23 protein-coding genes and 1 riboswitch are annotated in these 25,864 nt (G+C 72.0%); of the genes, 12 read left to right on the top strand and 11 right to left on the bottom strand.

Features of this window, described 5'->3' with window-relative positions:
- The first annotated feature begins 93 nt into the window (after window positions 1-93).
- Window positions 94-516: a hypothetical protein gene (locus JMF97_RS25615; protein WP_238360121.1), complete on the top strand. Its 423-nt coding sequence runs from the start codon at window positions 94-96 to the stop codon at window positions 514-516.
- Between the two features lie 652 nt (window positions 517-1,168).
- On the opposite strand, the gene pseI is transcribed toward JMF97_RS25615, so the two are convergent.
- Together pseI and JMF97_RS25605 are read right to left on the bottom strand one after the other, a co-directional pair.
- Window positions 1,169-2,218 carry a pseudaminic acid synthase gene (gene pseI / locus JMF97_RS25610; protein WP_203223837.1) on the bottom strand — a complete coding sequence of 350 codons (1,050 nt, stop codon included), beginning with the start codon at window positions 2,216-2,218 and terminating at the stop codon, window positions 1,169-1,171.
- Window positions 2,215-3,348, bottom strand: coding sequence for a glycosyltransferase family 2 protein (locus JMF97_RS25605; protein WP_203223836.1), 1,134 nt, complete (start codon window positions 3,346-3,348; stop codon window positions 2,215-2,217). Before JMF97_RS25605 ends, pseI begins: the two co-directional genes overlap by 4 nt.
- A 233-nt stretch (window positions 3,349-3,581) precedes the next feature.
- Between JMF97_RS25605 and JMF97_RS25600 the strand changes: the two genes are divergently transcribed.
- From JMF97_RS25600 to JMF97_RS25580, 5 genes are all read left to right on the top strand, one after another.
- The gene (locus JMF97_RS25600) at window positions 3,582-4,706 is read left to right on the top strand and encodes an acyltransferase family protein (protein WP_203223835.1); all 1,125 of its coding nucleotides are present in this window, start codon (window positions 3,582-3,584) and stop codon (window positions 4,704-4,706) included.
- A 106-nt stretch (window positions 4,707-4,812) separates the two neighbouring features.
- Window positions 4,813-5,232 carry a hypothetical protein gene (locus JMF97_RS25595; RefSeq protein ID WP_203223834.1) on the top strand — a complete coding sequence of 140 codons (420 nt, stop codon included), beginning with the start codon at window positions 4,813-4,815 and terminating at the stop codon, window positions 5,230-5,232.
- Between the two features lie 223 nt (window positions 5,233-5,455).
- Window positions 5,456-6,205: a hypothetical protein gene (locus tag JMF97_RS25590; protein WP_203223833.1), complete on the top strand. Its 750-nt coding sequence runs from the start codon at window positions 5,456-5,458 to the stop codon at window positions 6,203-6,205.
- A gap of 318 nt (window positions 6,206-6,523) precedes the next feature.
- A riboswitch (cyclic di-AMP (ydaO/yuaA leader) is annotated at window positions 6,524-6,666 on the top strand.
- Between the two features lie 126 nt (window positions 6,667-6,792).
- Window positions 6,793-7,689: a C39 family peptidase gene (locus tag JMF97_RS25585; protein WP_203223832.1), complete on the top strand. Its 897-nt coding sequence runs from the start codon at window positions 6,793-6,795 to the stop codon at window positions 7,687-7,689.
- A 105-nt stretch (window positions 7,690-7,794) separates the two neighbouring features.
- Window positions 7,795-8,538: an alpha/beta fold hydrolase gene (locus JMF97_RS25580; protein ID WP_203223831.1), complete on the top strand. Its 744-nt coding sequence runs from the start codon at window positions 7,795-7,797 to the stop codon at window positions 8,536-8,538.
- Between the two features lie 10 nt (window positions 8,539-8,548).
- Here the strand turns inward: JMF97_RS25580 and JMF97_RS25575 are convergent, their stop codons facing one another.
- From JMF97_RS25575 to JMF97_RS25555, 5 genes are all read right to left on the bottom strand, one after another.
- Window positions 8,549-8,770 carry a hypothetical protein gene (locus tag JMF97_RS25575; RefSeq protein WP_203223830.1) on the bottom strand — a complete coding sequence of 74 codons (222 nt, stop codon included), beginning with the start codon at window positions 8,768-8,770 and terminating at the stop codon, window positions 8,549-8,551.
- A 105-nt stretch (window positions 8,771-8,875) separates the two neighbouring features.
- A complete protein-coding gene (locus JMF97_RS25570; protein WP_203223829.1) occupies window positions 8,876-10,573 on the bottom strand; it encodes a CDP-glycerol glycerophosphotransferase family protein in 1,698 nt (565 codons plus the stop codon).
- 34 nt (window positions 10,574-10,607) lie between these two features.
- A complete protein-coding gene (locus JMF97_RS25565; RefSeq protein ID WP_203223828.1) occupies window positions 10,608-12,110 on the bottom strand; it encodes a bifunctional cytidylyltransferase/SDR family oxidoreductase in 1,503 nt (500 codons plus the stop codon).
- A gap of 148 nt (window positions 12,111-12,258) precedes the next feature.
- Window positions 12,259-13,059 (bottom strand): ABC transporter ATP-binding protein, encoded by an 801-nt coding sequence (locus JMF97_RS25560; RefSeq protein WP_043720190.1) that lies wholly within the window; start codon window positions 13,057-13,059, stop codon window positions 12,259-12,261.
- A 10-nt stretch (window positions 13,060-13,069) separates the two neighbouring features.
- Window positions 13,070-13,969, bottom strand: coding sequence for an ABC transporter permease (locus JMF97_RS25555; protein ID WP_203223827.1), 900 nt, complete (start codon window positions 13,967-13,969; stop codon window positions 13,070-13,072).
- Between the two features lie 218 nt (window positions 13,970-14,187).
- Here JMF97_RS25555 and JMF97_RS25550 point away from each other — a divergent pair, with 218 nt between their 5' ends.
- The 5 genes from JMF97_RS25550 to JMF97_RS25530 all read left to right on the top strand — a co-directional run bounded on the left by JMF97_RS25550 (window position 14,188) and on the right by JMF97_RS25530 (window position 20,041).
- The gene (locus JMF97_RS25550) at window positions 14,188-14,787 is read left to right on the top strand and encodes a TetR/AcrR family transcriptional regulator (protein ID WP_203223907.1); all 600 of its coding nucleotides are present in this window, start codon (window positions 14,188-14,190) and stop codon (window positions 14,785-14,787) included.
- A 195-nt stretch (window positions 14,788-14,982) separates the two neighbouring features.
- Entirely contained in the window at window positions 14,983-17,361 is a 2,379-nt protein-coding gene (locus JMF97_RS25545; RefSeq protein ID WP_238360120.1) for a DUF6077 domain-containing protein, read from the top strand.
- A 139-nt stretch (window positions 17,362-17,500) separates the two neighbouring features.
- Window positions 17,501-17,812 (top strand): hypothetical protein, encoded by a 312-nt coding sequence (locus tag JMF97_RS25540; protein WP_013732551.1) that lies wholly within the window; start codon window positions 17,501-17,503, stop codon window positions 17,810-17,812.
- A gap of 98 nt (window positions 17,813-17,910) precedes the next feature.
- Window positions 17,911-18,567 (top strand): response regulator transcription factor, encoded by a 657-nt coding sequence (locus tag JMF97_RS25535; RefSeq protein WP_203223825.1) that lies wholly within the window; start codon window positions 17,911-17,913, stop codon window positions 18,565-18,567.
- Window positions 18,568-18,577: 10 nt separating this feature from the next.
- Complete coding sequence (locus JMF97_RS25530) at window positions 18,578-20,041, top strand: sensor histidine kinase (protein WP_203223824.1); 1,464 nt, start codon at window positions 18,578-18,580, stop codon at window positions 20,039-20,041.
- A gap of 9 nt (window positions 20,042-20,050) precedes the next feature.
- On the opposite strand, the gene JMF97_RS25525 is transcribed toward JMF97_RS25530, so the two are convergent.
- From JMF97_RS25525 to JMF97_RS25510, 4 genes are all read right to left on the bottom strand, one after another.
- On the bottom strand, window positions 20,051-21,013 hold the full coding sequence (locus tag JMF97_RS25525) for a TAXI family TRAP transporter solute-binding subunit (protein WP_203223823.1): 963 nt from the start codon (window positions 21,011-21,013) through the stop codon (window positions 20,051-20,053).
- Between the two features lie 97 nt (window positions 21,014-21,110).
- Window positions 21,111-21,785: a hypothetical protein gene (locus tag JMF97_RS25520; RefSeq protein WP_203223822.1), complete on the bottom strand. Its 675-nt coding sequence runs from the start codon at window positions 21,783-21,785 to the stop codon at window positions 21,111-21,113.
- Between the two features lie 99 nt (window positions 21,786-21,884).
- On the bottom strand, window positions 21,885-22,679 hold the full coding sequence (yaaA, locus tag JMF97_RS25515) for a peroxide stress protein YaaA (RefSeq protein WP_203223821.1): 795 nt from the start codon (window positions 22,677-22,679) through the stop codon (window positions 21,885-21,887).
- 67 nt (window positions 22,680-22,746) lie between these two features.
- On the bottom strand, window positions 22,747-24,378 hold the full coding sequence (locus JMF97_RS25510) for an ArnT family glycosyltransferase (RefSeq protein ID WP_203223820.1): 1,632 nt from the start codon (window positions 24,376-24,378) through the stop codon (window positions 22,747-22,749).
- A gap of 176 nt (window positions 24,379-24,554) precedes the next feature.
- Here JMF97_RS25510 and JMF97_RS25505 point away from each other — a divergent pair, with 176 nt between their 5' ends.
- Entirely contained in the window at window positions 24,555-25,595 is a 1,041-nt protein-coding gene (locus JMF97_RS25505; protein WP_203223819.1) for an App1 family protein phosphatidate phosphatase, read from the top strand.
- Window positions 25,596-25,864 lie beyond the last annotated feature (269 nt).

Here is a 25,864-nt window from a genome sequence, read left to right as displayed (position 1 = left end):
CCGACGCCGGCCGGGTTCGGGGCGCCGATGGTGGGCATGCGAGTGGCGAGGGCTGCCACGCCGCCGGCCGGCACGCGGGCCGAGATGTCTCCGATGCCGTCGGTGGTATCGCTGCTCGCGGTCGCCCACCGACACCTGCGTCTCGCCACCCCGGCCGAGTCGGCCGACGCGACCACCCGCAGCTATCTGGACGACGGCCGCTGCCTCGGCTGGTACGCACCGCCGGTACCGCGATGGCGGGTGGCGATCGACGCCGAGCGAGTCGGCGCACCGGTGCCGACGGCGCTCGCGCGGCGCTTCGGCACCGGCGAATACTGGGCCCGCTGGACCCGCGCCGAATGCCTGGCCAAGCTCACCGACGTCCCGATGGCCATCTGGTGGCAGCGGCACGGACTCGAGGTGCCGCCCCGCATCGACTGGCTGTGGCGCACGCTGACCCTCGCCGACCTGGTCGTTACCGTCGCCTTCGTCGCCACCGACCGGCCCCACAACACCGCGGACGGTACCCCTACCTGACGGCGACCCCCCCGGGGCGCGACCCCCGGGGCGCGACCCCCGGGGCGCGATGCCCGTGTGGCGATGCCCGTGTGGCGACGCGGCCCAGCCAGCAGCCGCAGCCCACTACCGCAAGTAACAACCGATCTCCTCCGCCACGGTCACCGCCCGTGACAACGATCCACCACCCGCCCATGTCCCCTGCCCGCCCTTTGCTCTGCTTCAACCCACGCAATAGCTCGCGAGCAGGGAAGTTGTCGGGGGAGGCTGCGTGTCGTCTCGGTGACTGTTCACCGAGGGTGACTGTTGCGTATGTTGAAGCAGAGCAAAGGGCCAAGAGCGGACCTGGCGGCCGGGCGGGGTTGAACACCGATAGTGACGCCGGGGCGAGTCGGTGTCGACTCGCGGATGGGCCGGCTCGCGGTCGTGGTCGGGTTGCGGTCTTGGGCGACTCGCTGGTCGTGTCAACTCGCGGATCGTGTCAGCTTGTGACCGTGGTCGGCTTGCCGTGGTGAGCGGCTTGCGGTGGTGAGCGGCTTGCGGTGGTGAGCGGCTTGCGGTGGTGACCGGCACACCTGGCGGCATCCCCGAGCGGAGGGCTTGTCGGAGGTTGGTGTCGGTCAGGCTTCCGTTGGCCGGCTTGAGGTCGGCGGCCCGGTGGCTCGCCTGATCGTCAGATTAGGTCCCAGCTGAGCGGGGTGCCGCGTGCGACGTCGGCGGTGAAGTGGCGGCCCAGGACGCGGTCGATTTCCACTGGGGACAGCCCGCCGGCAGGTCGGATCGAGCGGACGTTGGCGGGGGTGACCTCGTCGCCGGCGCGGACGTCCGCTACCACGTAGAGGGAGCGGCGGAAGCGTAGTCCTTCCCGTTCGGCGGGGGTCGGGCCGATGGCGGTGCCGCCGAGTGCCGCGTGGGCCCGTTCCGCCTCGACGACCAGGGCCGACAGTTCCGCGGGGTTCAGGGAGAAGTCGGAGTCCACGCCGCCGTCGGCCCGGTCCAGCGTGATGTGCTTCTCGATGAAGCAGGCGCCGAGGGCCACCGACGCCACCGGCACGCCGATGCCGGGGGTGTGGTCGGAGAGGCCGACCGGTACGCCGAACGCCTCGGCGAGCACCGGGATGCGGCGTAGGTTGCTGTCGGCGGGTGGTGCCGGGTAGGCGGCGGTGCAGGCCAGCAGCACGATTCCGCCAGCACCGGCGGACCGGGCCGTACGGACCGCCGCGTCGATCTCGGCCAGGGTGGCCATTCCGGTGGAGATGATCACGGGTTTGCCGGTGGCGGCGACGAGCCGGATCAACGGCAGGTCGACCAGCTCCGAGGAGGCGATCTTGTATGCGGGCGCGTCCAGCCCTTCCAGCAACTCGACAGCGGTGGCGTCGAAGGGGGAGGAGAAGACGGTCAGGCCCCGCTCGCGGGCCCGCTCGAAGATCGGACCGTGCCACTCGTACGGGGTGTGGGCCCGCTCGTAGAGCCGGTACAGGTTCTGCCCGCCCCACAGCTCGTGGCCGCCGGAAATCCGGAAGGCCGGGGTGTCGACGTCGATGGTGATGGTGTCCGGCCGGTACGTCTGGAGCTTCAACGCGTGCGCACCGCTTTCGGCCACGGCGTCCACGATGGCCAGTGCCCGATTGAGGTCACCGTTGTGGTTGCCGGACATCTCCGCCACCACGAAGGGACGTTCGCCGGTGCCGACCAGATGCGGCCCGATCTTGAGCGTGGTCATCGCGTTCCGTTTCCGTGTGTCCGCACCAGTGTGCGAGGTTGCGTGGGGTCGGACCCGGCGTCGTGGTCGGCGTCGGGGCCGGTCGTCGCGGGTGGTGGGGCCGCCGGGCCGCGTAGCCTGCCGGCCAGCCGGTGAGCGCGGCGCAGTGCCACGTACGCCAGGTAGTTGTTCCGGTCGACCAGCCGGTGCTTGAGCCCGGCCACCCCGCCCGGCCGGGGGTAGCCGCCGCCGGGTAGGTGCCGGCGGTAGTGCGCGGCGACCCGGCGGAAAAAACGGCGCCGCAGGTGCGGGTGCAGCCGGTCGTCGTTGCCGACCACCACCAGGAAGTGGTTCACCATGAGGTCGAACAGTTCCGCGTGCCAACGCCCGTCGGGGTGGTGCTGCCGCAGCCAGGCGAAGAGCCGGTCGTACTGGTCGAAGGCGTCGAAGTGCCGGCCGCTGCGGGTCGAGGTGATGGCGCCCTGGCGACCCTGCCGGTACAGGTAACAGACCCGGTCCAGCACCGAGATCCGATCCGCGCCGATCAGTAGCGGATGGCTGAACGGGATGTCCTCGTACCAGCCGGGGTGGAAGCGCAGCCCCAGCTCAGCCATGAACGCCCGGCGTACCACCTTGTTCCAGGCGGTGTGTTGTACCCGCAGCAGGTGCGGCCGGTCGACCAGCCGCACCACGCCGGATGTCCCGCGCAGCAGGCGACTGCTGGCGTCGATGTCGCGACGTCCACACTCGTGCACCCGGAGATGGTCGATCATCATCACGTCGGGCCGGTCCGTACGCAGCCGGTCGAGCATGGCCGCGATGGTGCCCGGCGGCAGCCAGTCGTCACTGTCGACGAACCAGACGTACTCGCCGGTGGCCACGTCCAGGCCCGCGTTGCGCGCGGGCCCGAGACCGACGTTGGTCTCCAGGTGCAGCACCCGCACTCCGGGGTGGTCGGCGGCGTACTCGCGCAGCAGTTGTCCACAGCCGTCCGGTGAGGCGTCGTCGACCGCGATCAACTCCACCGCCGCCGTCTCGTCCGCGGGCACGTCCTCACGAATCGAGTCGAGGCACTGACGCAGGTACGCCTCGACGCCGTAGACCGGCACGACGATGCTCAGCAGCGGCGCTTGCGTCGGCTGATTGACCACGCCGACACCCTCGACCGCCCGGATGGACAGGACGGGAACCAGACATGGCCGGCAGCGGTGAACCGATTGAACAGCGTGACAGCGTACGGTCACCGATCACCCGACGAGTGGATCGATCAGTCAGCGGGTAGGGTGCCCGACGGGCGACGCCGGGTGGCCCCGGCAGCCGATCGGAACGGGCCAACCGGCCCTGGGGAGGGGAGACGCGTGCCGCCGACGCCGGAGGTGCCCGCATGACCAGCGCACCGGTGGCGGCACCGCCGGGCTCCGCGACCGACCGGGCCCTGGCCAGCCGGCTACCGTCGTTGACCGGGCTGCGGTGGATAGCCGCGCTGCTGGTCTTCGGCTTCCACGCCGGCACCATGCGGATCATCGCCGAACCGGATTACCAGGCGGTCGTCGGCAAGGTCTTCACTCTGGGCCTGTCCGGAGTGCAGTTCTTCTTCATCCTCAGCGGCTTCGTGCTGGTCTGGTCGGCCCGACCCGGCGACTCCCGGCGGCGGTTCTGGCGGCGCCGGTTCGCCAAGATCTATCCGAACCACGTCCTGCTCTGGGCGTTGGCCATGGGGGCCGCCGTCTGGTTCGCCGATCCGATCAACCCCGTCGCGGCGCTGGAGAACCTGTTCCTGATCCAGGCCTGGGATCCCCGTCCCGGGTACTTCTACAGCGTCAACAACGTGAGCTGGTCGCTCTCCTGCGAGCTGTTCTTCTACCTGTGCCTGCCGCTGGTCCTGCCACTGGTACGCCGGGCTCGGCCCTGGCAGCTGTGGGCCGTGGTGATCGCCGTACCGCTGCTGATCCTGGCGCTGTGGCCCGCCCAGACCCTGGTGCCGGAGCAGAGCCGGTGGTGGTTCACCCAGGTGTTCCCCCTGGTCCGCTCGCTGGAGTTCTGGATGGGCGTGGCCGCCGCCGAACTCATGCTGCGCGGGCGGTGGCGGGGTCCCGGCCTGCCACTGGCGAGCCTGATCTTCGTGGTCACCTGGGTGGCCGCCGCCGAGTGGATCCGGGCCGAGTTCTGGGCGGCGCTGCTGGCGGCGGCGTACGTCCTGGTCATCGCCGCGGCGGCGGACGCCGACGTGCGGGGGCGGCGTTCCCCGCTGCGGTCGCGTCCGATGGTCTGGCTCGGCGAGGTCTCGTTCGCCTTCTACCTGGTGCACGTGTTCGTGATCATGACGATTCTCCGGATCACCGGGGACTGGGGGACCGGCCTGCCCGGCTGGTGGGGCCCGGCCGCCGTGATCGGCTTCCTGGCGCTCACGCTGGGGCTCGCCGCACTGGTGCACCGCTTCGTCGAACAACCGATGATGCGTCGCCTGGCCCCGCGCCGGTCCCCTCCCGCTGTCCAGCCTGGACGGTGAGCTCACTCCGCTGACCCGCGGCGCTCCGGGCAACCCGAATCAGGTTCTTCGCTGCGACACGCCCGGCGGCAGTGCGGCCCGCGGGACCTGGCGGTAGCGTGGCAGCGTGCTCCCGATCGTCCCCACTCGTCCTCCTCTGTGGTGGTTGGCGCGTCGGGTGGCACGGCTGCTGACCGGATTCGCCGTCGCCGCCGCGTTCGCCGTCGGTGCCTGGACGATGCCCGCACCCGCCGCTCATCCCGGTGATCTCGGACCGGCGGCGGGCCCTGCCGGGCAGCCCAGCATGGTCAGCTTCGCTCCGCCGACCGAGGCGCTGGCATCCGACCGGTGCGCCGCGATCCCACCGACGGCCGATGAACTGGTGAGCGGCGGCGACGACCGCCCCGGCGCTGGCGCCGCGACGACACCGGTGCCGTCGGCGCGGACGGAACAGGGCGTCGACCTGGCCGGCGCGGCTGCCGACGATCAGCCTCCTGCGGTGGACGCCTCGGGTCTGCGGTGCGGCCGCGCCCCGCCCGGCGCCTGATTCCCGCCCGTACCGTCGGTTGACCCGGACGGCCCTCGTACGGCTGTCCCGGTTGTGCCTTCCGCATTCCGCGCCGGCCGCCCGCCTGCGACGGGCCGCGGCGATCGGGCCCCCACCGTGGGTGTCCCGCCGCGCTCCACCACCTTGACGATCCGCCGCTACCCGGCGACCCGACACCGGCGGCACCCCCAGGCCGCCACATCCGCTCCCGCGAGGTATCGACATGGAGAAGACCGTTCTCTACCAGTTCCTGATCGACGCGCCTCGGGCCGCCGCCATCTGGTCGGTGCTGCTGGTGCTCGCGCTGGGCGTGCTCACCGCGCTCGTCGCCCGACCCGAGCCGGCCCCGCCGACCGACCGGACCCCGGACCTCCCGGACAACGACGAGGTCGCGGACCAGCGTCGCTACGCCGGTGAGGTTGCCGTCGCGGCGGCGGGCGCCGCGCAGAACGCCGGCCGCCACCGGGCGGCATGGCACCGCGCGCAGACGGAACTCGACCGCGCCTGGGCCGCGTACGACGAGGCCGAGGCCGCCGCCCGACGGCTCGCCGCCGCCACCGCCTGGCCCAGCCCCGGTACGCCCCGGACCCCCGCCGAGTACGCGGCTCGGGAGCGCTGGCTGCACCACGCCGCGATGACGGCATACTGGCGCGGCGACCTGACGGGGCGGCAGCTCGCCGACGCGCTGGCTCACCGGGCCGGCTGGGATCCCCGACGGCACCCCGCCGAGCAGGAGATCTTCCTGGCCCGCGTGGTACGTGACGGCCGCCTCGCGGCGTACCAGGCCGCCGCGCAGCAGGAACGCGACGCCTGGCGGACCGCGGAACTCGCCGCCGACGCCGCCCGCGCGCTCTCCACCGAGGCGTACGCCGCAGCGCAGCGGCTACGGCCGAACCCGCTGCCGGTGCCGCGTCGGGTGGTCGTCGGCCGGCCCGCAGCGGCCCTGCGCTGGCGGCCGGCCCGGGTGGGATGAGCCGTCGCCTCCTCGCCAGTTCAGCGACAGGTGGGCCGAAATTCGGTGACCCCGGTCACAGCAATTGCCGAATCGGTCAACGTGGGTCAGACGTCGAAGGCGGGGCGCAATGTGCGGGGCATTGTGAACGTCCGGTCCGGTTACCGCCTCGACAGGGATGTCCGCGAGTGCTGTCCCATTGAGCGACGACAGTTCCGCGATACCCGAAAATAATCGCACCGGGCCAGGTTTAAGCAGGTCAGGGCAGGCTTGGCAGGAGCGATACCGACCAGTAGTGTCGCCCTGTCCGGTGCGGTAAATGATCGCAAGTGGCGACGCCGCGCCGACCCGCTCAATCGTGATCACACGAACCGGGGAACCACTGCACCACTTGGGGTGAATCCGCGAGCCACGGCTCGCGGTAGGGCGATCTTCCCGCCCGAATCCGTCAGCTAACCCGGTCGGCGGTGTCGGAAGGAGTTCCTGTCCTCGTGCAGCACAATTCGATCCCCCCGATATTCCCCCGCCTCCACGGCACCGTGGTGCCTGCGCTCGCCGGTCCGCTCTCCGCAGCCTGAGCCAGGCCCCACCCGTCCACCCCTCAGCCCGTGGAGGATCTCGTGAAGCACACCCTCAAGCGTCAGCTCCGTAAGCTGGCCACCGAACGCCCCTATCAGCTCCTCGCCACATCGGCGGCGGCCCTCGTGCTGGCCACCGGCGCCGGTGCCCTGGTCGCCCGGACCGACGACAACCTGGGCGACGCGCCCACCGCGACCGCCGTGGCCGAACTGCGCGACGACAGTGCGGCCTCCCGTTCCCTGGCGCGGGTCGCCACCGCCCCCAGCAGCGCCGCTCCCAGCAGTGCCGACCCGAGCAGCGCCCCGAGCAGCGCCGCCCCCGGCAGTGCCGCGCCGAGCAGCGCAGCTGCCTCGCCGTCGGCGCGGGCCGCCACCGCGGACCCGGACGTGGCCAGTAAGAAGGCCGCCCCGAAGCCGCCGGCGGAAAAGGTGCTGTCGTACGACTACCAGGCCCAGATCAACGGTTACTACTGCGGCCCGGCAGCGGTGCGCAACGCGCTCAGCGCCGCCGGCATCGAGCGCGGCCAGGAGACCCTCGCCGCCCAGATGGGCACCACCTTCGCCGGCACCAACTCGGCGTACGACACCACTCGGGCGCTCAACGCCGCGGTCAAGGGCGAGCCGTACAAGACCACGATGATCCCCGGCGGCGCGGCGACCCCGGCCCAGATGGACCAGCTTCAGGCTGATGTCGTGGCGGCGATCTCCGACGGGCGTGGCGTCGTGGTGAACGTCGCCGGCAGCGTCGTGGACACCGCCGGTGGCTGGCACTCCTTCCCCGGCGGCCACTACGTCGCCGTGGTCGGCTACGAGGACGAGGGCCGGATGGTGAAGATCGCCGACTCGGCCGACGCGTCGTACTACTCGTACTGGTTGAGCACGATCGACCTGGCCAACTGGGCTGCCACCCGGGGCTATTCGTCCTGATACCTGCTGTTCGTGCCGGGCGTCGACCCTTCGGGGTCGGTGCCCGGTGTCGTATCCCGGTCGCGGCTCTCGCCGACCGGCCCGGGCGGTGGCAGACTGCCCGACATGATCACGGAGTCGGGTGAGCGGGGCAGCGCGCCGGTGTTGTTGCTGCTGCACGGGATGGGCGCCACCGGCGACGTGTGGCTGCGCTGCGCGCCGCTGCTGCACCAGCGGTGGCCGGGACGGTGGATGGCCCCCGATCTGGCTGGCCACGGCGCGTCACCCCCGCTGCCGGCGTACTCGTTCGCCGCACTCGCCGATCAGGTCGCCGCGAGCCTGCACCCCGGCGATCGGGTGATCGTGCTGGGCCACTCGCTCGGCGGGGTGGTCGGTCTGGCGCTCGCCGCCGTGAGCCGGGCGGTCACCGTCGACGCGGTGGTCGGGCTCGGCATCAAGGCGGTCTGGTCCCCGGCGGAGTTGTCCCGCGCCACGGATCTGGCCGCCCGCCCGGTCACCTGGTTCGACAACCGCGACGAGGCGGCGCGCCGGTACCTGCGGGTCGCCGGGCTGGCCGACCTGCTCGGCCCGGAGGATCCCGCCGTGGCGGCCGGATTACGGCAGGAAAACGGCCGGTGGCGGTTGGCGATGGACCCGAGTGCCTTCGGTGTCGGCGAGCCCGACCTGGGCGCCCTGCTCGCCACGATCGACGCGCCGGTCCTGCTGGCCCGTGGCGAGCACGACCCGATGGTCACCGACGCGCAGCTCAAGGAGTACGGCGTACCGGTGGTGACGCTGCCCGGGCTCGGCCACAACGCCCACGTCGAGGATCCGGCGGCCGTACTGGCGCTGCTCGACGCCGTACGGTGACCGGTCCTGGTCAGGGCCGTTCGCCGTCGCCGGCCTGCTCGGGGGAGGCATGTTCCGTGGACTTGCGTAACCACAGGACCACCCCGAGCACTCCTGCCACTGCGCTGCTGATCGCGATCGCTGTCTCCGCCAGTTCGGGCCAGTCGTCCATGAACGGGTAGACACGCGAGAGGACCATCCCGACGAAGCAGTACAGCAGCAGAGCGACGGCGACGACGCGCTGGAGAATCATGGCCCTCATTGGAGCACAGTGTCGCGAGCGACCGTCGGGGCACCATCCACAGTGTTCAGAACTGAGCCGGCCGCCCGCCGGGCCGGTACCCGGCGGCGGCATCGCTCAGGTGGCGGGGGAGAACGGGGCGTCGCTGGCGGACCGGGGGGCCGGGGCGGCCCAGTGCGGGTCCAGTTCGCGCCGGGCGGCGGTCAGGAACCCCTCGGCGTACGTCTCGGTCGGGAAGTCCCCCAGGTACCGGCGGCGGGTGGCCCACCGGGCCTCGGCCAGGGGGTCGGTGTCCAGCAGTCGGGTCAGCACCTCGTCCACCTCGTCCAGGTCCCGACGCAGCACGTAGCCGGAGGCGGCCAGCGGGAACCGTTCCAGGAACCGGTCGCCGTCGACCCCGGTGTCGGTGACCGCGTACGGCTTGCCGGAGTGCAGCCAGTCGGACACCACCCCGGAGACGTCGGAGATCAGGGCGTCCGCGCGGTTCACCGACTCGGCCAGGGTCAGCGCGCCGGCGGCGGCACCGAACAGGTGCGGGCGACCGGTGCGGGCCCGGTCGGCGGCCAGCAGGTCGTGCAGCCGCCCCAACTGGCGGGCCGAGGCCGGGTTGTGGGCGGTGTACGGGTGGGGCCGCACGATCACCGTGGCCCCCCGGTCGAGCAGCCGGGTCAGCAGGGCCTCGGCGAACGGCAGAGAACAGTAGTCGGCGTCGGCGTGGTGCCCGGTCCAGGTGGGGGTGTAGAGCACGGTGGGGTTCGGCAGGTGGCGGACCGGGCCGGTGCGCACCTCGATCGCCTCGACCTGGGGACGGCCGACCACCACGAACTTGTCGGCCGGGATGTCCACCCCGGCCCGGGCGTACCGGTCGATGGCCGCCTCGCCCGCGACGAAGATCCGGTCGAAGATCGCCGACACCGGGTTGGCGCTGGAGGCCTTGTCGCTGTCGCCGTGGTGCAACTGGATGTGGGTGAGCTGGGTGAAGCGCAGGCAGTGGCTGTTCTTGGCGCCGTGGTTGACGTAGAACGCCGCGCGCAGGCTCGGCACCAGCACCTCGTCCATGGTGCGCAGGGTGGGGCAGTAGAGCACGGGAGCGGTGGTCGCCGCTGCGATGACCGGCAGCGCGTCCGGCTCCCGCAGCATCACCACGAACGGCCGTCCGATCCGCTCCAGGTACGGCAGCCACATGGTGACCTGGTACTCGGACCCGGGCGGGGCGGAGAAGTAGAGCAGGAACTCCGGCTGGTGCCGGCGCAGCTCCCGGGTCACCGGGGAGTCGCCGGAGGCGGGACGCAGCCGCCGCTGGGCCAGCTTGACGGCGACCGCGCCGACGGCCCCACCGGCCAGCAGGCTCGCCGCCAGGGCGACGACGGCGGGCAGCGTCGCCAGTGCGGCCAGCGCCAACACCGCGAGCAGGGCGGCCACCAGGTCACCGAGGCGGGCGGTGACCTGCGGCACCCAGGTGCGTACCGGCAGGTTGGCAGCGCGCAGTTCCAGGTGCCCCGCGTCGCGCAGCGGGCCGGTGAGCACCATCAGCCCCAGCAGGATCAACGCGGTAGCGGCCAGGGCCGGGTCGAAGCCGGCGTCGAGCTGCCGGGCGTAACCGACAAGCACCCCGGCCGCGATCAGCGTGGTTTCCGCACCGCTGTCCGCCCCGGGGCGGACGCGACGTTCCCAGACCGTGGCGGCGAGGGCGAGCACCGAGAGCGCGAGCCCCCAGGTGGTCGCGCCGGTGAGCGCGACCACGATGAACGCCAGGACTGCCGCACCGGTGGCCAGGCCCCGGGCGGCCAGCTTCCTGACCAGGTCACCACGCATCTCGGTGTTGCCTTCCGCGGTCGTCGTGCGTCGGTCAGCCGACGGGGGTGGTGCTGGTCGGCCGGCTGCCCTGGGCCGGCACCACGGGGGTCGGCGCCTCGCCCGGGGAGCGGCGCACGTCGATCACCTGGCCGGTGAGCTCCGAGACGAGCACGTCCAACGAGGCCTGGGCGACGATCTCGGCGGCGAGCAGCGTGTGCTCGGGCTCGGCGCCGAACGCCTTGGTCCGCATCGGGGTGGCGGTCCGCTCGGGGTTGATGACGTTGACGCGTACGCCCAGCTCGGCCCATTCGTCCGAGAGCGCCTGGGTGAGGTTGACCAGGGCGGCCTTGGTCGCCGAGTAGAGCGCGTAGTCCGCCCGGCCCCGGGTGTACGAGCTGGAGGTGTACAGCAGCAGCTGGCCCTTGGTGTGCTGGAGGTAGGGCAGCGACTGCCGGGCGACCGTGACCGGGCCGACGAAGTTGACCTGGAGCACCCGGTCGATGGTCTCCTGGTCCATCTCGGCCAGCGCGCCCTTCTCCAGGATGCCGGCGGTGACCACCACGTAGTCGATCCGCCCGGTGGCCTCGAAGGCCGTCTTCAGCGCGGCCTCGACATCGGCGGGGCGCTCGACGTGGGTGCCGGTGCTGGAGCGGCTGAACGGGAAGACCTGGGCGCCGTAGCCCCGGGCCAGCTCGGTCAGGTCGTGGCCGATGCCGTAGCTGCCGCCGAACACGACGATCGTGCGGCCCGCGACCTCGTCACTGTAGGCGCGCTGGTCGGCCAGGCGGGGCACCTTGGCGGCGGCCAACTGGAAGAGCTTGTCCGCCAGGTGCACGTCGACCGGGTGGGTCACCTTGATGTTCTCGTCCGAGCCGTCGATCACCTTGATCGGCACCTCGGGCAGGTAGCGCAGCACCACACCGCAGTCGTCGGTGGCGGCGAAGTTCGGGTCACCGGCGGCCCGCCGGTACGCCTCCCGGATCGTGCTGGACCGGAACGCCTGCGGGGTCTGGCCCCGGCGCAGCGTGGCGCGCACCGGGATGTCGGTGATGCACTCGTTCTCGTCGACCTGGATGATCGTGTCGGCCGACGGGATGGCCACGTCGACCGCCGAGTACGTCCAGAGGGCGTTCACGCACTCCCGCACGATCCGGCCGCTGAGCAGGGGCCGTACCGCGTCGTGGAAGAGGATGTTGCAGTCCTGCTCGCCGACCGCGTCCAGGGCGATGCGGGTGGTGGCGTTGCGGGTGTCCCCACCCTCGATGACCTTGGTGACCTTGCGGAAACCGGCCTTGTCCACGATCTGCTGGGCCTCGGCGACGTGACCGCTGGCCATCAGCACGATGATCTCGTCGATCTCCGGTGCGGCCTCGAAGACGGCCAGGGTGTGCTCGATGATCGGCTTACCGGCGATCTTCAGCAGCTGCTTGGGGATGCCGAGGCCGAGCCGGGTACCGGTGCCGCCGGCCAGCACCACGGCCACCGTCCGTGAGGGTCGCCACGGCGCCGTGTTTTGCGGCGTGGTGCCCGAATCGGTGGTCTGGTCCTGCGTCATTGCCGGTCCTCACTCTCGGTACATGGCGGTGGGGGGTTGTGTGAACGGAAGGTGTTGTCGGCGGGGCGACGGGATGAACGATAACGCGAGTGGGCATCGTTCGGACGCGGCGCTGTCGCCCGAACGATGCCGGACATTCACCGAAACTCTACTTCCCGCTGGTGAATGCCTCGTACGCCTTCAATACCTCGTCGGTGGGGCCATCCATCTTGATTACACCGGATTCCAGCCAGATTGTCCGCTCACACGTGTCGCGTACCGAGGAGAGCTGGTGACTGACCAGGAACACCGTTCCGGCGTTCTCCCGCAGCTGCCGCACCCGCGCCTCGCTGCGCTTGCGGAACCGCTTGTCACCGGTGGCCAGGGCCTCGTCGATCAGCAGCACGTCGTGCTGCTTGGCCGCGGCGATGGAGAACCGCAGCCGGGCCGACATGCCGGAGGAGTAGGTGCGCATCGGCAGCGAGGCGAAGTCACCCCGCTGGTTGATCCCGGAGAACTCGATGATCTCCGGCAGTTGGCGCTGCACCTCGGCCGGGGACATGCCCATGGCCAGGCAGCCGAGTGTGACGTTGCGCTCGCCGGACAGGTCGTTGAGCAGCGCGGCGTTCACCCCGAGCAGCGACGGCTGGCCCTCGGTGTAGACCGCGCCCCGCTCCACCGGCAGCAACCCGGCGATGGCCCGCAGCAGGGTCGACTTGCCGGAGCCGTTGGTGCCGATCAGGCCGATCGCCTCGCCCCGGTACGCGGTGAAGGTGACACCCCGTACCGCGTGCACCTCCCGCACGTTCGGTGTCGAGGTGCGGGTCACCAGCCGCCGCAGCGCGGCGACCGGACTGTGGCTGCCGGCGGCACCCTTGTGCACCCGGTAGACGACGTGCGCGTCGTCCACCACCACCGTCGGGATCCGATCCTGGATCCGGGGCAGGGTCACCGTCACGTCGTTGGACATCGCGAGGTGATCAACCACGGCCGTACTCCTGTTCGCCGCGCCAGAAGTAAAGGTAGCCCCCGAGGCCCATCACGAGCGACCAGCCGATCGCGACCAGCCAGGTCAGCGGCAGGGAGTCGTTGAGCAGGGGAGTGTTCTCCAGCAGCGCCACGCGGGCCAGCTCGATGTAGACGAGCATCGGGTTGAACTGCACGATGGCGGTGGCCCAACCCGGCAGGTTCTCGGCGAACAGCTCGACGCTGTAGAGCACGCCGGAGCCGTACATCCAGGTCCGCAGGATGAAGGGCATCACCTGCTTGAGGTCGGTGGCCTTGGCGCCCAGCCGCGCCACCGTCATGGTCAGCCCGGCGTTGAACACCGTCTGGAGCAGCACCGCCGGCACCAGCATCAGCCACATCAGGGTGATCGGCTCACCGGTGATCAGCACGATGGCGATCAGCACCGCCATCGAGCCGAGCAGTTGCTGGAACTGGGTGATGGTGATGGCCAGCGGCAGGCTGGCCCGGGGGAAGTGCAGGGCGCGGATCAGCCCCAGGTTGCCGCTGATCGCCTGGGTGCCCTGCTGCACGCTGGTCTGGGTGAAGTTGAAGATGAACAGCCCGGCGGTCAGGTAGGCGATGAAGTTGTCCATCCCCCGGCTCTGCTGGAGCACCAGACCGAAGATCAGGTAGTAGACCGCCGCGTTGCTCAGCGGAGTGAGCACCTGCCAGAGCTGCCCGAGGCGGGCGTTGCTGAACGAAGCCGCCAGTTTCGCGTTGGCGTACGCGGTGATGAAGTGCCGGTAGCGCCAGAGCTGACGGCTGTAGGCGCCCAGGGTGGGGCGTTGACCGGCCATGCGCAGCCCGTGCCGGGCGGCCAGCTGCGCAGGGGGAAGGCCGGAGTCGGGATCGGCCAGCGTGCTGTTGGCCATAGGGATGGGCGCTCCGATCTTGTCGAGCCGGCGGGTGCGTTCGCGACGATGGAATCTAGCGTGTTCGTACCCGGAGCGCCGCCTCGCCGCTGCGTGGACAGTAGTCCGAAACACGTCGGGACGCAACCGTACCGTCGTTGCGGTACATTGTCCTGCGTGACAGCCGAGAAGAGTCCCAGGTGACGACCGGGAAGAGGCGTGCGCCGGCCGGTGCGGCGGTGCTTCGTGGAGAAATCACCACGGCCATCCGCCGCGCCCTGATGCAGGAACTCGCCGCGGTCGGCTACGGCCGACTCTCCATCGAGGCGGTGGCCCGCCGCGCCGGAGTCAGCAAGACGGCAATCTATCGCCGCTGGAACTCGAAGCTCGACCTGGTCCTGGAGGTGGTCACCGCCGCCGCCGGCGCGCGACTGCCCGCCCTGGACACCGGCAGCCTGCGCGGCGATCTCGCCCTGCTGTTCCAGGTGGTGGCGCACGCGCTCGGGCACCCGCTGGCCGCGCAGATCATCCCGGACCTGCTCGCCGAGGCCGCCCGCAACCCGACCATCGACGAGACGCTCCAGCAGGTGCTGCGGGCCCGGCAGCAGGAGGTCGCCGGTCGGCTGATCACCCGTGCCGTGGACCGGGGCGAGTTGCCGGCCACGACCGATCCGGACGCGGCGGTGGACCTGATCGTGGGGCCGCTGTACTGGCGGCTGGCCATCGCCCGTACCCCGGTCACCGACAGCTACCTGGAGACCCTGGTCGACTCGGTGCTGCGGGCGCTGGGCGGGGTGGACCCCCTGCCCCGTCAGCGTGCATCGCCGACATCGGGTTGAGCTGGGCGGGCCCGGGGTATGGCTGACTCGGGCCGGCACCGCGACCCGGGCACGGACCGCCACCGCCACCGCCACCACCGGTCCCGGGGATCCGGCTACTACCCTCGGTGGATCCGCTCGGCGCGGTGGCTGCCGCAGCGATAACCGTCCGCCTGAGCCGCACCTGCCCGTACGACGACAAGGACGCTCGTGTCGATGACCGACCACTCGGTCGCTGTCGCCGCAATCAGCACGGCTGACGAACCAGCCGAACCCGCTCCGGTCCACCGCAGCCGGATCCGGGTCGTGCTCGGTGGGATCCGTGACGGCATCGCGGCGATACCCGCGCTGCTGACCGACTGCGCCGTGCTGGCCTTCGCGCTCTTCACGCTGCTCTACCACGCGGCCCTCCCGTTGGGCCTCGCCCCGTCGCTGACACTGCGCATCTGGCTGGTCGCCGGATCGGTGCTGGCCGTGCTCGCCGTCCTGCTCCGGGTCGGCCTGCGCTGGCGACGCCGACGCGCGACCCCGGGCCCGGCCAAGACGGCGGAACCGGCACCGATGCCGCAACCCACGCCCGAGCCCGCGCACGCCGACTCCGTCGCGGCCCCGGGTTCCGACTCCGACCCGGACACCGCGGCCGAAGCTGCCTCCGACGCTGAACCCGGACCGGACGGCGTGGCCGGGACCGCGTCCGACACTGCTCCCGGTCCGGACGCCGTGACCGAGGCCGCCTCCGGTCCTGAACCCGCCTCCCGGTCGGCCGAGTCGGTGCCGGCGTCGTCGGCCGTCGACCGGGCCGGACGGATGAGCGTGGCGCAGCGGTGGGGGACGGTACTGACCCTGCTGGTCGGCACCGTCGCGGCGATCACGGCCGGCTTGGCTGGCACCCCGGCCGGTGCGGACATCTCCTGGTGGGTTCCGGGCTCCGCCGGGCTCGTCGCGGCGGTCGGTGCGGTGCTGCTGACCTGGCAGACCTGGCGGGCCACCCCGCCGACCCGGACGGACGCCCCCGCGCCGAAGGCCTGGCAGTCGGTGTACGCGCTGCTGATCGCCGGGCTGGCTGCGGTCGCCTCGCTCTACCTGGCCCGCAGCACCCCCGACGACATCTACTACGTGGGCCGCTCGGTCTGGGTGGCCGAGCGCGACATCGTCCCCCTCAACGACTTCCTGTTCAGCGAGAACGTGCTCCCGGCGATGGCCTCGCAGCCCCCGGTCGCCAGCATCGAGGTCTTCGCCGGAGCACTCGCCCGCTTCTTCGGCATCCCGGCCGCCTCGGCCACCTGGTACCTGCTGCTGCCCGTCCTGGCCGTCCTCGCGGTACTGGCGCTGTGGCGGCTGGTGCAGCGGTGGGCGCCGCGCCGTCCGGTGCTCGCCTTCACCGTGGCCGTCACCTTCCTGGCGCTGGTCTGCGGCCCGGACGCGGCGCTGGGCACCTTCCACCTGCCCCGCCTCTACCAGGGCAAGGGCATGTTCGTCTCCGCGGTCGTGCCGTTGATGTGGCTCTACCTGACCCGCTGGTTCGACGACCGCTCCAAGCGCAACCTGGTGCTCATCGTCGCCCTGTCGATCACCGCGATCGGGCTCACCACCACTGCGGCGATCATCCTGCCGATGCTGGTCGGTGGGGCGGCCCTGATGATGCTGCTGGTGGGGCGCTGGTCCTCGGCACTGGTCGCCGGGGTCGCCGCGTTGGCCTACCCGGTCGGGGCGGTGGTCGTCACCCAGTTGCTGATCGGCACGTCCGCCAACGAGGCGGCGGCGGACGTCAACTTCTACGACGCCGCGCACACCTACCGGCGGACCTTCGAGATCGGCATCGTGGGCGTGATCGGCGGGCTCGCGTTGTGGTGTGGTCCGTTGCTGGCCCGCCGTCGTACCCCGGCGTTGCTCGCGGCCGGCGGTGCGCTGACGCTGAGCGTCCTGCTGGTTCCCGGGGTGCTGGAGTGGCTCAGCGCGGTCACCGGCATCTCGGTGGTGCTCTGGCGGGTTCCCTGGCTGCTGGCAGTCCCGGCGCTGATCGGCCTGCTCTGCACCGTCTGGCTGCCCACCCGGCTGCGGGTGGTGCGGGCCGTGGTCGGTGTGGTGCTGGCCGCCGCGATGGTGACCTCGTTCGCCGTCTACGCCGTGCCGATGTGGGACGAACGCAGCGGCGTGCTGGTGCACGAGGAGCCCACCTGGAAGATCCGGCCGCAGCGGCAGGCCATCGCGCAGTTCATCATCGATCTCGACCGCCCGGACGGCCTGGTGCTCGCCCCGGCCAGCATCATGCGGACCATCCCGGTGATGAGCAGCGCACCCCGGGTGGTGCTGCCCCGCGACTTCTTCCTGGTCGAGTACGACATCAACTCGCAGTTCTCGCAGGACCGGCTGCTGCTGACCAAGTTCGCCAACGGGGGCCCGAGGGTGGAGCGGCCGGAACGTGACGACGTGATCGCCGCGCTCCAGCGGCTGGACGTGGGGACGATCTGCTTCTACAGCCAGAACCGGTACGCCCTGCGTACCGGTGAGCGGGCTGGCTACACCATGATCGCCGAGCGGCCCGCCGAGCCGCCCGTGCACCCCAACGCGGTGACCTGCATGGTCCGGCAGTGACCAGCTCCGGCCGAGCCCGTCGCCGGGCTGAGCCGGACCGAAAATCCGCGTGGCCGGCGGCGGCTTGGGCCGTACCCGCCCGATCCGTCGCCGGGGCGGGCATGCTCACAGGGCAGGCCGCCGCACACAGGAGATAAGCATGGAGAGCTACCACGAGGACTGGACCGACAGTCAACGCGCGCTCTACGACGAGTGCTACCGCTGCGGAACCGACTGGGCCGACGATCCGGCGACGCCCGCCGAGGACGTGCAGCACGTGATCAATCTCGGCGAGGCCGACGACGACACCCTCGCCGACGCCGAGATCGACTTCCCGCCGCTGGTCGACGCGGTCACCCAGGCCACCGGCGAGATCGTCACCACGGTGCCCGCCAGCCACGACGACCCCGCCTTCAAGGGCTTCGTCGACGGGGTACGCGACGCCACCTCCGACGAGGTCTTCGGTCTCTGAGCACGGGTCAACCGCCCCCAGGCCTGTCACCCCGGCCGGTCTTCTGCCACCATCAACCGGAACCGTTCCGGCGCGGAGCAGACCTGATGGGAGGCCAGGTGCGGATCCTGTTGGTCGAGGACGACCGCCGGGTGGCCGGTGCCCTGTCGTCGGCCCTGCACCGGCGCGGGTACGACGTGGAGCACGCCGCCACCGTCGCCGCCGCCCTCTCGGCCGCTCCGTGCGACCTCGTGTTGCTCGATCTGACCCTGCCCGACGGAGACGGCACCGACCTGTGCCGGGAACTGCGTCGGCGCAGCAGCCAACTCGGCATCATCGCGGTGACCGCCCGGGGTGAGGAACGCGACCGGGTGCTCGGCCTGCGGATCGGCGCCGACGACTACGTCGTCAAACCCTTCTCCATGGTGGAGTTGCAGGCCCGGATCGAGGCGGTGCTGCGGCGGGCCTCGCACGCCACGCCGCACCGCAGCCTGATCGAGGTCGGCAAGATCCGCGTCGACGTGTCGGCGCGTACGGTCGCCGTGGCCGGCGAGCCGGTGTCGCTGACCCGCAAGGAATTCGACGTCCTGCTCTCGTTGGCCCGGCAGCCCGGCGTCGCCGTACCCCGGGACCGGATCCTGCTCGACGCCTGGGGCACCACCTTCGCCGACCGGCACACCGTCGAGGTGCACGTCGGCTCGCTGCGCGGCAAGCTGGGCGACCCACGCCTGGTGGAGACCGTCCGCGGCGTCGGTTACCGGCTACGGGCCGAGTGAGGGGCCGGGTGTGCGACGCCGCCTGGTGATCAGCTATCTGCTGCTGATGGTGCTGGTGCTGGTGGCGTTGGGGACGCCGCTGGCGATGACGCTGGCCACCCGGGAGACCGACCGGATCCGGGCCGACCGGATCGCCGACGCCACCCGGTTCGCCTCGCTGGCCGGGCCGGCGTTGCGCGACGGCACGACCGGCCCGCTGGCCAGCGAACTGACCAGCTACGAGGGGCTGTACAGCATCAACGCGGCGGTGGTCGACCGCGACGGCGCGGCGGTGATCCCGTCGCCGGGCTGGCAGTGGACCCTGGGCACCCGGGAGGCGCTGGACGTCGCGTTGTCCGGGCAGCAGACCAGCCGGCCCGACTCGGTCTGGCCGTGGGTGGACGACCCGATCGTGGTGGCGGTGCCGATCAACGACGGTGGCGAGGTCCTCGGGGCGGTGATCACCGCCAGTCCGTCCGACGGAGTTCGTCGTACGGTGACGACCTGGTGGCTGCTGCTGACCGGCAGCGGCCTGGTCGCCGTGCTGGCCTGCGTCCTGACCGCGTTCGGGCTGGCCGGCTGGGTGCTGCGCCCGATCACCGAACTCGACGCGGTGACCCACGAGATCGCCGAGGGGGACCGGGGCGCCCGCGTGCAGCACCGGCTCGGCCCGCCGGAGCTGCGTCGGCTGGCGGCGAGCTTCAACCACATGGCCGACGTGGTGTCCGACGTGATGGACCGGCAGCGGGCCTTCGTCGCCCACGCCAGCCATCAGCTGCGCAACCCGCTGACCGCGCTGCGGCTGCGGGTGGAGGAACTCGGGCCGAGCCTGACCGACGAGGATGGCCGCGCCGAACACCAGCTCGCGTTGGAGGAGACCGACCGGCTCACCCTGCTGCTGGACGGGCTGCTCACCCTGGCCCGGGCCGAGCGCCGGGAGAACCAGCGGGTGACCGTGGACGCGGTGGAGGTGGCCGAGTCCCGGGTGGCGGCGTGGGAGCCGCTGGCCCGGTACCGGTCGGTGACGCTGCGGCTGACCACCGGCCCGGCCCCGGTCTACGCCCAGACCGTGCCGACCGCGATCGACCAGGCACTCGACGCGCTGATCGACAACGCGGTGAAGTTCAGCGGCGCGGGCGGCGAGGTGACGGTGACCGTCACGGCCCGCGACGGAGGCTGCGCGCTGGAGGTACGCGACACCGGCCCCGGCATGACCCCCAGTCAGCTCGGCCAGGCGACCGAGCGGTTCTGGCGGGCCCCGGAGGTGCAGAACGTCGACGGCGCCGGGCTGGGGTTGACCATCGCCGCGGTGCTGGTCGACGCCTCCGACGGTCGCCTCACCATGCAGCCGAACTCGCCCCGTGGACTGGTCGCCGCGCTGTGGTTCCCCGCCCCCGACGAGCCGTCCACCTCGGCCGAGTCGTCGGACCTCGACGTGCCACCCGCTGCCGACGGCCCGCCCGCCGAACTGGAGTCGGCCGTGCGATCCGGCTGACCGGCCCGGTCAGGGTTTGCTGTCGCGGTAGTACTCGGCGGCACCCGGATGCAGCGGCAGCGGCGGGGTGGCGATCGCCGACCGGGCACTGATCCGCCCGGCCGCCGGGTGCGCCTCGGCCAACTCGGCGCGGCGCTCCATCAGCAGCCGGGTCACCTGACGGACCAGGTCCTCCGGCAGGTCGGCCCGGACCAGCAGGTAGTTGGGGTTGGCCACGGCGGTGACCGGATCCATGCCGTACACCGACCGGGGGATGTCCCGGGGCACGTACACCTCCCGGTTGCCCCGGCGCAGCGGCACCGTCCACTCGCCGAGGTCGACGATGCGGGCCGGAGTGTCCTCGACGAACTGGGCCACGGCCCGCACCGGCAGACCGCCGGAGAAGAAGAAGGCGTCGATCTCACCACGGCGCAGCGCGCTCACCGAGTCGTCCAGACCGAGCTGCACCCGGTGCAGCCCGGCGTCGTCCAGCCCGGCCACGGTGAGCAGCCGGTTGACCGTGATCTCCGTGCCGGAGCCGGCCGCGCCGATGGACACCCGCCGACCCGCCAGGTCGGTCAGCTTGCGGATCGGGCTGGCGGCGGTGGTGACCAGGTGCAACAGGTCGTCGTAGACCCGGGCGACCGCCACCACCGGCGGATCCGGCCCCGGATAGGCCGGCAGCACGTCGGCCTGGGTGAACCCGAGCTCGACCTCGCCGGCCTTGAGCAGCCGGACGTTCTCCACCGAGGCGGCGGTGACCAACACCTCAGCGCGTACGTTGGGCAGTTCCCGGTTCAAAATGGTGGCCAGCGACGTGCCGAAGGCGTGGTAGACGGCGGTCGGGCTGCCGGTGGCGATGCGGATGCGTACCGTATCGTCGGGATCGTCCCGGCAGGCGCTGAGGCTGGGCAGCCCCAGCAGCACGGCGACCAGGACGACCGTGCTGGCGACGGGCCGCCGGTCTCGGGCAGCATACCGGGTACGGGTCACGGGCAGCACTGTGCGCCGCCGGACCCCTGTGGCGCAACCCCAGGGTGGCGGAGTTCGTCCCAACCGCGGTGCAGTTTGCCCTGACCGGGTCGTTTACTCAGGCGACCGGGCGGTGGGCCACCTCCTCACCGGCATGGTGCAGGATCCGGTCGCGGTCCGGGCCGTGGGCGACGCTGACCAGGTAACAACCGGTGCCGGCGCGCAGCAGCGCCGGTACGTCGAGCAGGGCGGCGCCACGGACCAGCACGGCGGCGAGTTCCCGGTCGGTGATCCGTACCCCGAGGATGTGCCGGCGTACGTGTCGTCCACCGGCCAGCAGCGCGGCCCGCCAGGCAGCGGAGGCCAACCGGGTGCGCCACTGACGGCGGGCCGTCGAGGCGCCCGGCGCCGGGCCGCCGAGCAGTTCCCGTCGGCCCCGGTGCCAGCCGTTCTCCATCAGCGCCGTGTAGTCGGATCGCGCGTCACGGTCCACGTGCAGCCGGTGCAACTCGTAGCGGCGACGCAGGCCACCGACGGCCAACTCGTGCTGTACCGGGATACCGAGCCGGTCCAGCAGTTGTCGCGTACGCCGGGCCGCCTCCTCCCGGTTGAACTCGATCGCGGTGGGCAGGCTGGGACGCTGCCCGGCGTGGCGTTGACCGGGCGTGGCCGGCGGCGGCATGCAGCGCAGCAGGCAGGCTGCTTCGAAGGCGTCGGCCAGCGTCGTCCAGTCCAGCGGCGGCAGGGTCGACGGCGAGCGGGGTCGGTCGAGCAGAATCGGTTCGGCAACCACCCGGAGGGCCTCCTCGTGGTGTCGGGTGTCATAACGGTGACCCGAGACGCCCTGCTGTGGTACCGATCAGGCCCAGCCTTGAGGAAATCTTGCGGCTGGTTACAGGGCCGACACGACAACGTCGATCTGCCGTGACCGTCCCGGTGCCGACGGCTGCTCGCACACCGTGTATTTCAGGTCGCGCAGCGCGCCCACCAGCGCGTCGGCGCTGCGCGCCCGGACGTCGTGCAGCAGCAGATCACGCACCAGCCGACCCTTGGTGGCCTTGTTGAAGTGGCTCACCACCGAACGCACCGCTGTCCCGTCGACCTCCCGCTCGTGCAGCACCCGGACGGTGACGGTGCGTTCCGCCAGCTCGCCACGGGGCGTCCAGGCAGCGGCGTAGGCACCGGAACGCAGGTCGAGCACCGGTCCGGTACCCGCCGCCGAGGTCAATGCCGGCCCCAACACCGGCCGCCAGAGCGCGGGCAGCGCGCCGACGCCGGGCAGCCGGGCCCCGATCGGGCAGCGGTACGGCGGAATGCGGTCGGTCAACCGGACCGCCCCCCACAGGCCGGAGGAGATCAACACCTGCCGGGCCGCCGCACGCTGCGCCGCCGCCGGGAGGGTGGCCAGGTCCAGCGCCTCGTAGAGCACCCCGGTGTAGATCCGGCCCGCCGGTGCGGTGGCCGCCCGCTCCAGGCGGGCGTTGCGGCGAAGTTCACCCTGCTGGCCGCTGCCGAGCCCGAGCGCGGTCAACGCCGCCTCCGCCGGCCCCGCGCGCAGCGTCAGCAACGCGGCGAGCACCTGTTCGCGGACGGGGTTCAGCTCCGGCAGCGAGAGCCGGGTCAGGTCCAGGCGGCGACCGGCGCCGGCCTCGGCCTTGCCCTCCGAGGGCGGCAGCAGGATGAGCATCGACAGACTCCTCGACGTCCCGGACCGCACCATCCGCGCCGGGGGTCCGGCCAGCGTACGACCCGGCTCACCGCCACGGCCGCAGCGGCGTCGGCGGGTGGTAGACGCGGAAGCCGCCGACCTCGGCCAGCAACGCGGCGTCCGCCCCCTCGCCGAGCAACTCCCGCAGGCGTCGGTCCGCCGACCCGCCGGCCTCCAGCACGTAGCCGGGCCGTGCCGCACGAGCCAGCCGCCACCAGTACGCCGGGTAGCGGTTCTGCCCGGGATGCAGCTCACCGTCGAGCACACCACAGACCACCTGCTCGCCGGTGTTGAAGACCAGCCGGTTGCACGTCCAGTACTCGCCGTACACCTCACGCAGCCCGGCGGCACGGACCGTGTCCGCGAGTTGGCGGGACTCGCGCTCCTGAACCCGGCCCGGTGCCGCGCCGACGGTGGCGAACAGCACGGTGACCACCAGCGACGTCGCCGCCAACGCGGCCAGCAGCGCGGTCGCCAGCGCGCCGACGAGCCGACCGGCAGCGCCGACCGTGCCGCGCGCGCACGCCACCGCCGCCACCCACAGCGGCCACAGCACCGCCGGTAGCGACAGTTGCAGCACCGACAGGTAGCGGGCGTTGCCCAGCGGATCCGTCGCGGCGAGCGAACTGCGCACGTACGCCAGCAGGGTCGCCGCCGCGCCGACGAGCAGCGCGAGATGCACCACCGCCACCACCCGCTCACCGCGTCCGACCCGGCGGCGGTACGCGAGCCCGGCGAGCACCGCCGCGACGACCAGCAGCACCGGGTAGAGCAGGCCGAACCACTCCTGCCAGCCGGCACAGCCGGTCATCGGGCACAGCCCGGCGGCCAGTGGCACCCCCTCCAGCAGCCCGCCGTCGAGCCGTTGCCCCCACATCGGGGACGGCCCCTGCGCGCCGCTGATGCGGCCCAGCACCGACAGGGAATCCTGCCCGGCCGGGGCCACCAGGTTGTCGCGGATCATCGGGGCGATCCCGACGCCGAACCCGACGACCAGCAGCAGACCGGCCCCACCGAGCAGTTCCCGGCGCAGCACCCAGAGCAGGGCCGCCCCGGCCACCGCCAGGTACGGCGCGATCAGCCAGTCCGACCACAGGGCCAGCCCGGCGAGCAGCCCGAAGCCGCCCACGGCCCACCGACGGTGCCGCACCGTGCCGCGGGCCAACCCCACCACGATCAGCAGCATCACCAGCACGGCGACCTTGACCTCCGGCCGGCCACCGACCGTCGTCACCTGGTCGCGGATGACCCGCTCGGAGCCGAGCGCCAGCAGACCGACGATCGCGGTGGCGAACCATGGTGAGCCGATCCGCCGGGTCAGTCGGTGGATCAGCCAGAGGAACAGCGCGTAGAGCGCGAGCACCGGCAGCCGCAGCGCCGGCCAACTCGGCCCGGTGACCGCGAGCAGGGGCGCCGCCAGGTAGGACTGCAGCATGCCCATGTACCGCTGGCCGTACAGGAAGACCGGATGTTCCCGGCCCTGGGCGATGTGCAGGGCGGCCAGCCCGAAGGTCGCTTCGTCACTGTTGGCCACCGGCACGGTGTTCAGCACCAGATACAACCGGTAGCCGACCCCGAGCACGCCGAGGATCAGCGCGACCAGGGCGGGCCGGTCCAGCCGTGGCTGCCACCGCCCGCGCCGTCGCTGTGCCCGCGACTCTGCCTGTGGCACGACCATCGCCCCCGTCGTCGTCCCGACCGGAGTGTTTCACGCTCGGCAGTCGCCCCGGGCGCGGTTGCCCTTGATCGTCTTCATTCCCGCCGCCGTGCCCCGCGGGGCAGCTCGAGCGGAGACGATCAAGAAGCCCGGGTCTCGCGTGGCCGGGGTCGGCGGGGTGTGGCAGGGTTGCAGACGTGCCATCCACACCCGCAGGCCAGTTGGCCATACCGAACCTGCATCGGGCCGCGCGGATCGAGGACGCCGTGCACAAGCTGGTCGAACGCCGACTCCGGCGGACGGGCTGGCGGACCAACATCATCGCCTACACCGGCTACGGCGCGCCCGGTTGGGCGCGGGTGATGTGCCGGGTGCTGCTGGGCCGACCGGACACCCGGCAACGGGGGCGGCTGGAGAAGGTCCGAGGCTGGCGCAGCTTCACCACCCTGCCGGCCAAGCACGTCACGGTGACCATCGAGACCGGTGGGGTGGTGCACGAGGCACAGGCCGACCGCAGCGGTTTCATCGACACCACCGTCGAGGCGGATCTGCCTCCCGGCTGGGGCTCGGTGCGGCTCAGCATGCCCGACGCCGAACCGGTCGAGGCACCGGTACGCATCCTGGATCCCGAGGTCCGCTTCGGCATCCTCTCCGACATCGACGACACGGTGATGGTGACCGCGCTGCCCCGCCCGCTGCTCGCCGCCTGGAACACGTTCGTTCTCGACGAGCACGCCCGCGCCGCCGTGCCCGGCATGGCCGTGCTGTACGAGCGGCTGGTCACCGCCCACCCCGGCGCACCGGTGTTCTACCTGTCCACCGGCGCGTGGAACGTCGCCCCGACCCTCACCCGCTTCCTGTCCCGGCATCTCTACCCGGCGGGACCGCTGCTGCTCACCAACTGGGGTCCCACCCAGGACCGCTGGTTCCGCAGCGGCCGGGAACACAAGCGGGCCACCCTGGCCCGGCTGGCCAAGGAATTCCCCGACGTACGCTGGCTGCTCGTCGGCGACGACGGCCAGCACGACCCGGAGATCTACCGGGAGTTCGCCGCCGCCCACCCGGACAACGTGGCCGCCGTGGCGATCCGCCGCCTCTCGCCTGCCCAGTCCGTGCTCGCCGGCAGCCTGCCGGTCCCGCACGACCAGCCGACCGAGGGCCCGATAGGCCAGAAGTGGCTCTCCGCCCCCGACGGCGCGGGCCTGTGGACCCTGCTCCGCGGCGCCGGCCTGGTCTGAGTCAGCCTGCTCCGGCACCCTGCCTGCTCTGGCCGCTCTGAGTGGGTCTGCTCTGGTGCCGCGGCTGTTGTTGCCGGCGCTGCCCGGCGGGCTGGCGGAGCTGGCTGGCGGTCTGCTGTGGCGTGCCGAGCCGCCCGAGCCCGGCACCCAGTGCACCACCGCGACGTCCAGCCTTCGTGCGGCCAGCCCACGGGCGTCCAGCCCTCGTGCGGCCCGCAGGCCGAGCAGCCCAGCGCTGCGGAGACCTCTCACGTCCCCCTTTGCTCTGC

It is taken from the genome of Micromonospora fiedleri (assembly GCF_016774385.1).
In the GTDB taxonomy this organism is placed as follows: Bacteria; Actinomycetota; Actinomycetes; order Mycobacteriales; family Micromonosporaceae; genus Micromonospora; species Micromonospora gifhornensis.
This window is presented reverse-complemented; position numbering and strand designations above follow the sequence as displayed.

Excerpts from the sequence above, each read along its gene's own strand:
- JMF97_RS25600 (WP_203223835.1), top strand. The coding sequence starts at position 3,582 with ATGACCAGCGCACCGGTGGCGGCACCGCCGGGCTCCGCGACCGACCGG.
- JMF97_RS25560 (WP_043720190.1), bottom strand. The coding sequence starts at position 13,059 with ATGTCCAACGACGTGACGGTGACCCTGCCCCGGATCCAGGATCGGATC.
- yaaA (WP_203223821.1), bottom strand. The coding sequence starts at position 22,679 with ATGCTCATCCTGCTGCCGCCCTCGGAGGGCAAGGCCGAGGCCGGCGCC.
- JMF97_RS25570 (WP_203223829.1), bottom strand. The coding sequence starts at position 10,573 with ATGCGTGGTGACCTGGTCAGGAAGCTGGCCGCCCGGGGCCTGGCCACC.
- pseI (WP_203223837.1), bottom strand. The coding sequence starts at position 2,218 with ATGACCACGCTCAAGATCGGGCCGCATCTGGTCGGCACCGGCGAACGT.
- JMF97_RS25555 (WP_203223827.1), bottom strand. The coding sequence starts at position 13,969 with ATGGCCAACAGCACGCTGGCCGATCCCGACTCCGGCCTTCCCCCTGCG.
- JMF97_RS25510 (WP_203223820.1), bottom strand. The coding sequence starts at position 24,378 with ATGGTCGTGCCACAGGCAGAGTCGCGGGCACAGCGACGGCGCGGGCGG.
- JMF97_RS25590 (WP_203223833.1), top strand. The coding sequence starts at position 5,456 with ATGGAGAAGACCGTTCTCTACCAGTTCCTGATCGACGCGCCTCGGGCC.
- JMF97_RS25540 (WP_013732551.1), top strand. The coding sequence starts at position 17,501 with ATGGAGAGCTACCACGAGGACTGGACCGACAGTCAACGCGCGCTCTAC.
- JMF97_RS25565 (WP_203223828.1), bottom strand. The coding sequence starts at position 12,110 with ATGACGCAGGACCAGACCACCGATTCGGGCACCACGCCGCAAAACACG.
- JMF97_RS25575 (WP_203223830.1), bottom strand. The coding sequence starts at position 8,770 with ATGATTCTCCAGCGCGTCGTCGCCGTCGCTCTGCTGCTGTACTGCTTC.
- JMF97_RS25580 (WP_203223831.1), top strand. The coding sequence starts at position 7,795 with ATGATCACGGAGTCGGGTGAGCGGGGCAGCGCGCCGGTGTTGTTGCTG.
- JMF97_RS25615 (WP_238360121.1), top strand. The coding sequence starts at position 94 with ATGCCGTCGGTGGTATCGCTGCTCGCGGTCGCCCACCGACACCTGCGT.
- JMF97_RS25545 (WP_238360120.1), top strand. The coding sequence starts at position 14,983 with ATGACCGACCACTCGGTCGCTGTCGCCGCAATCAGCACGGCTGACGAA.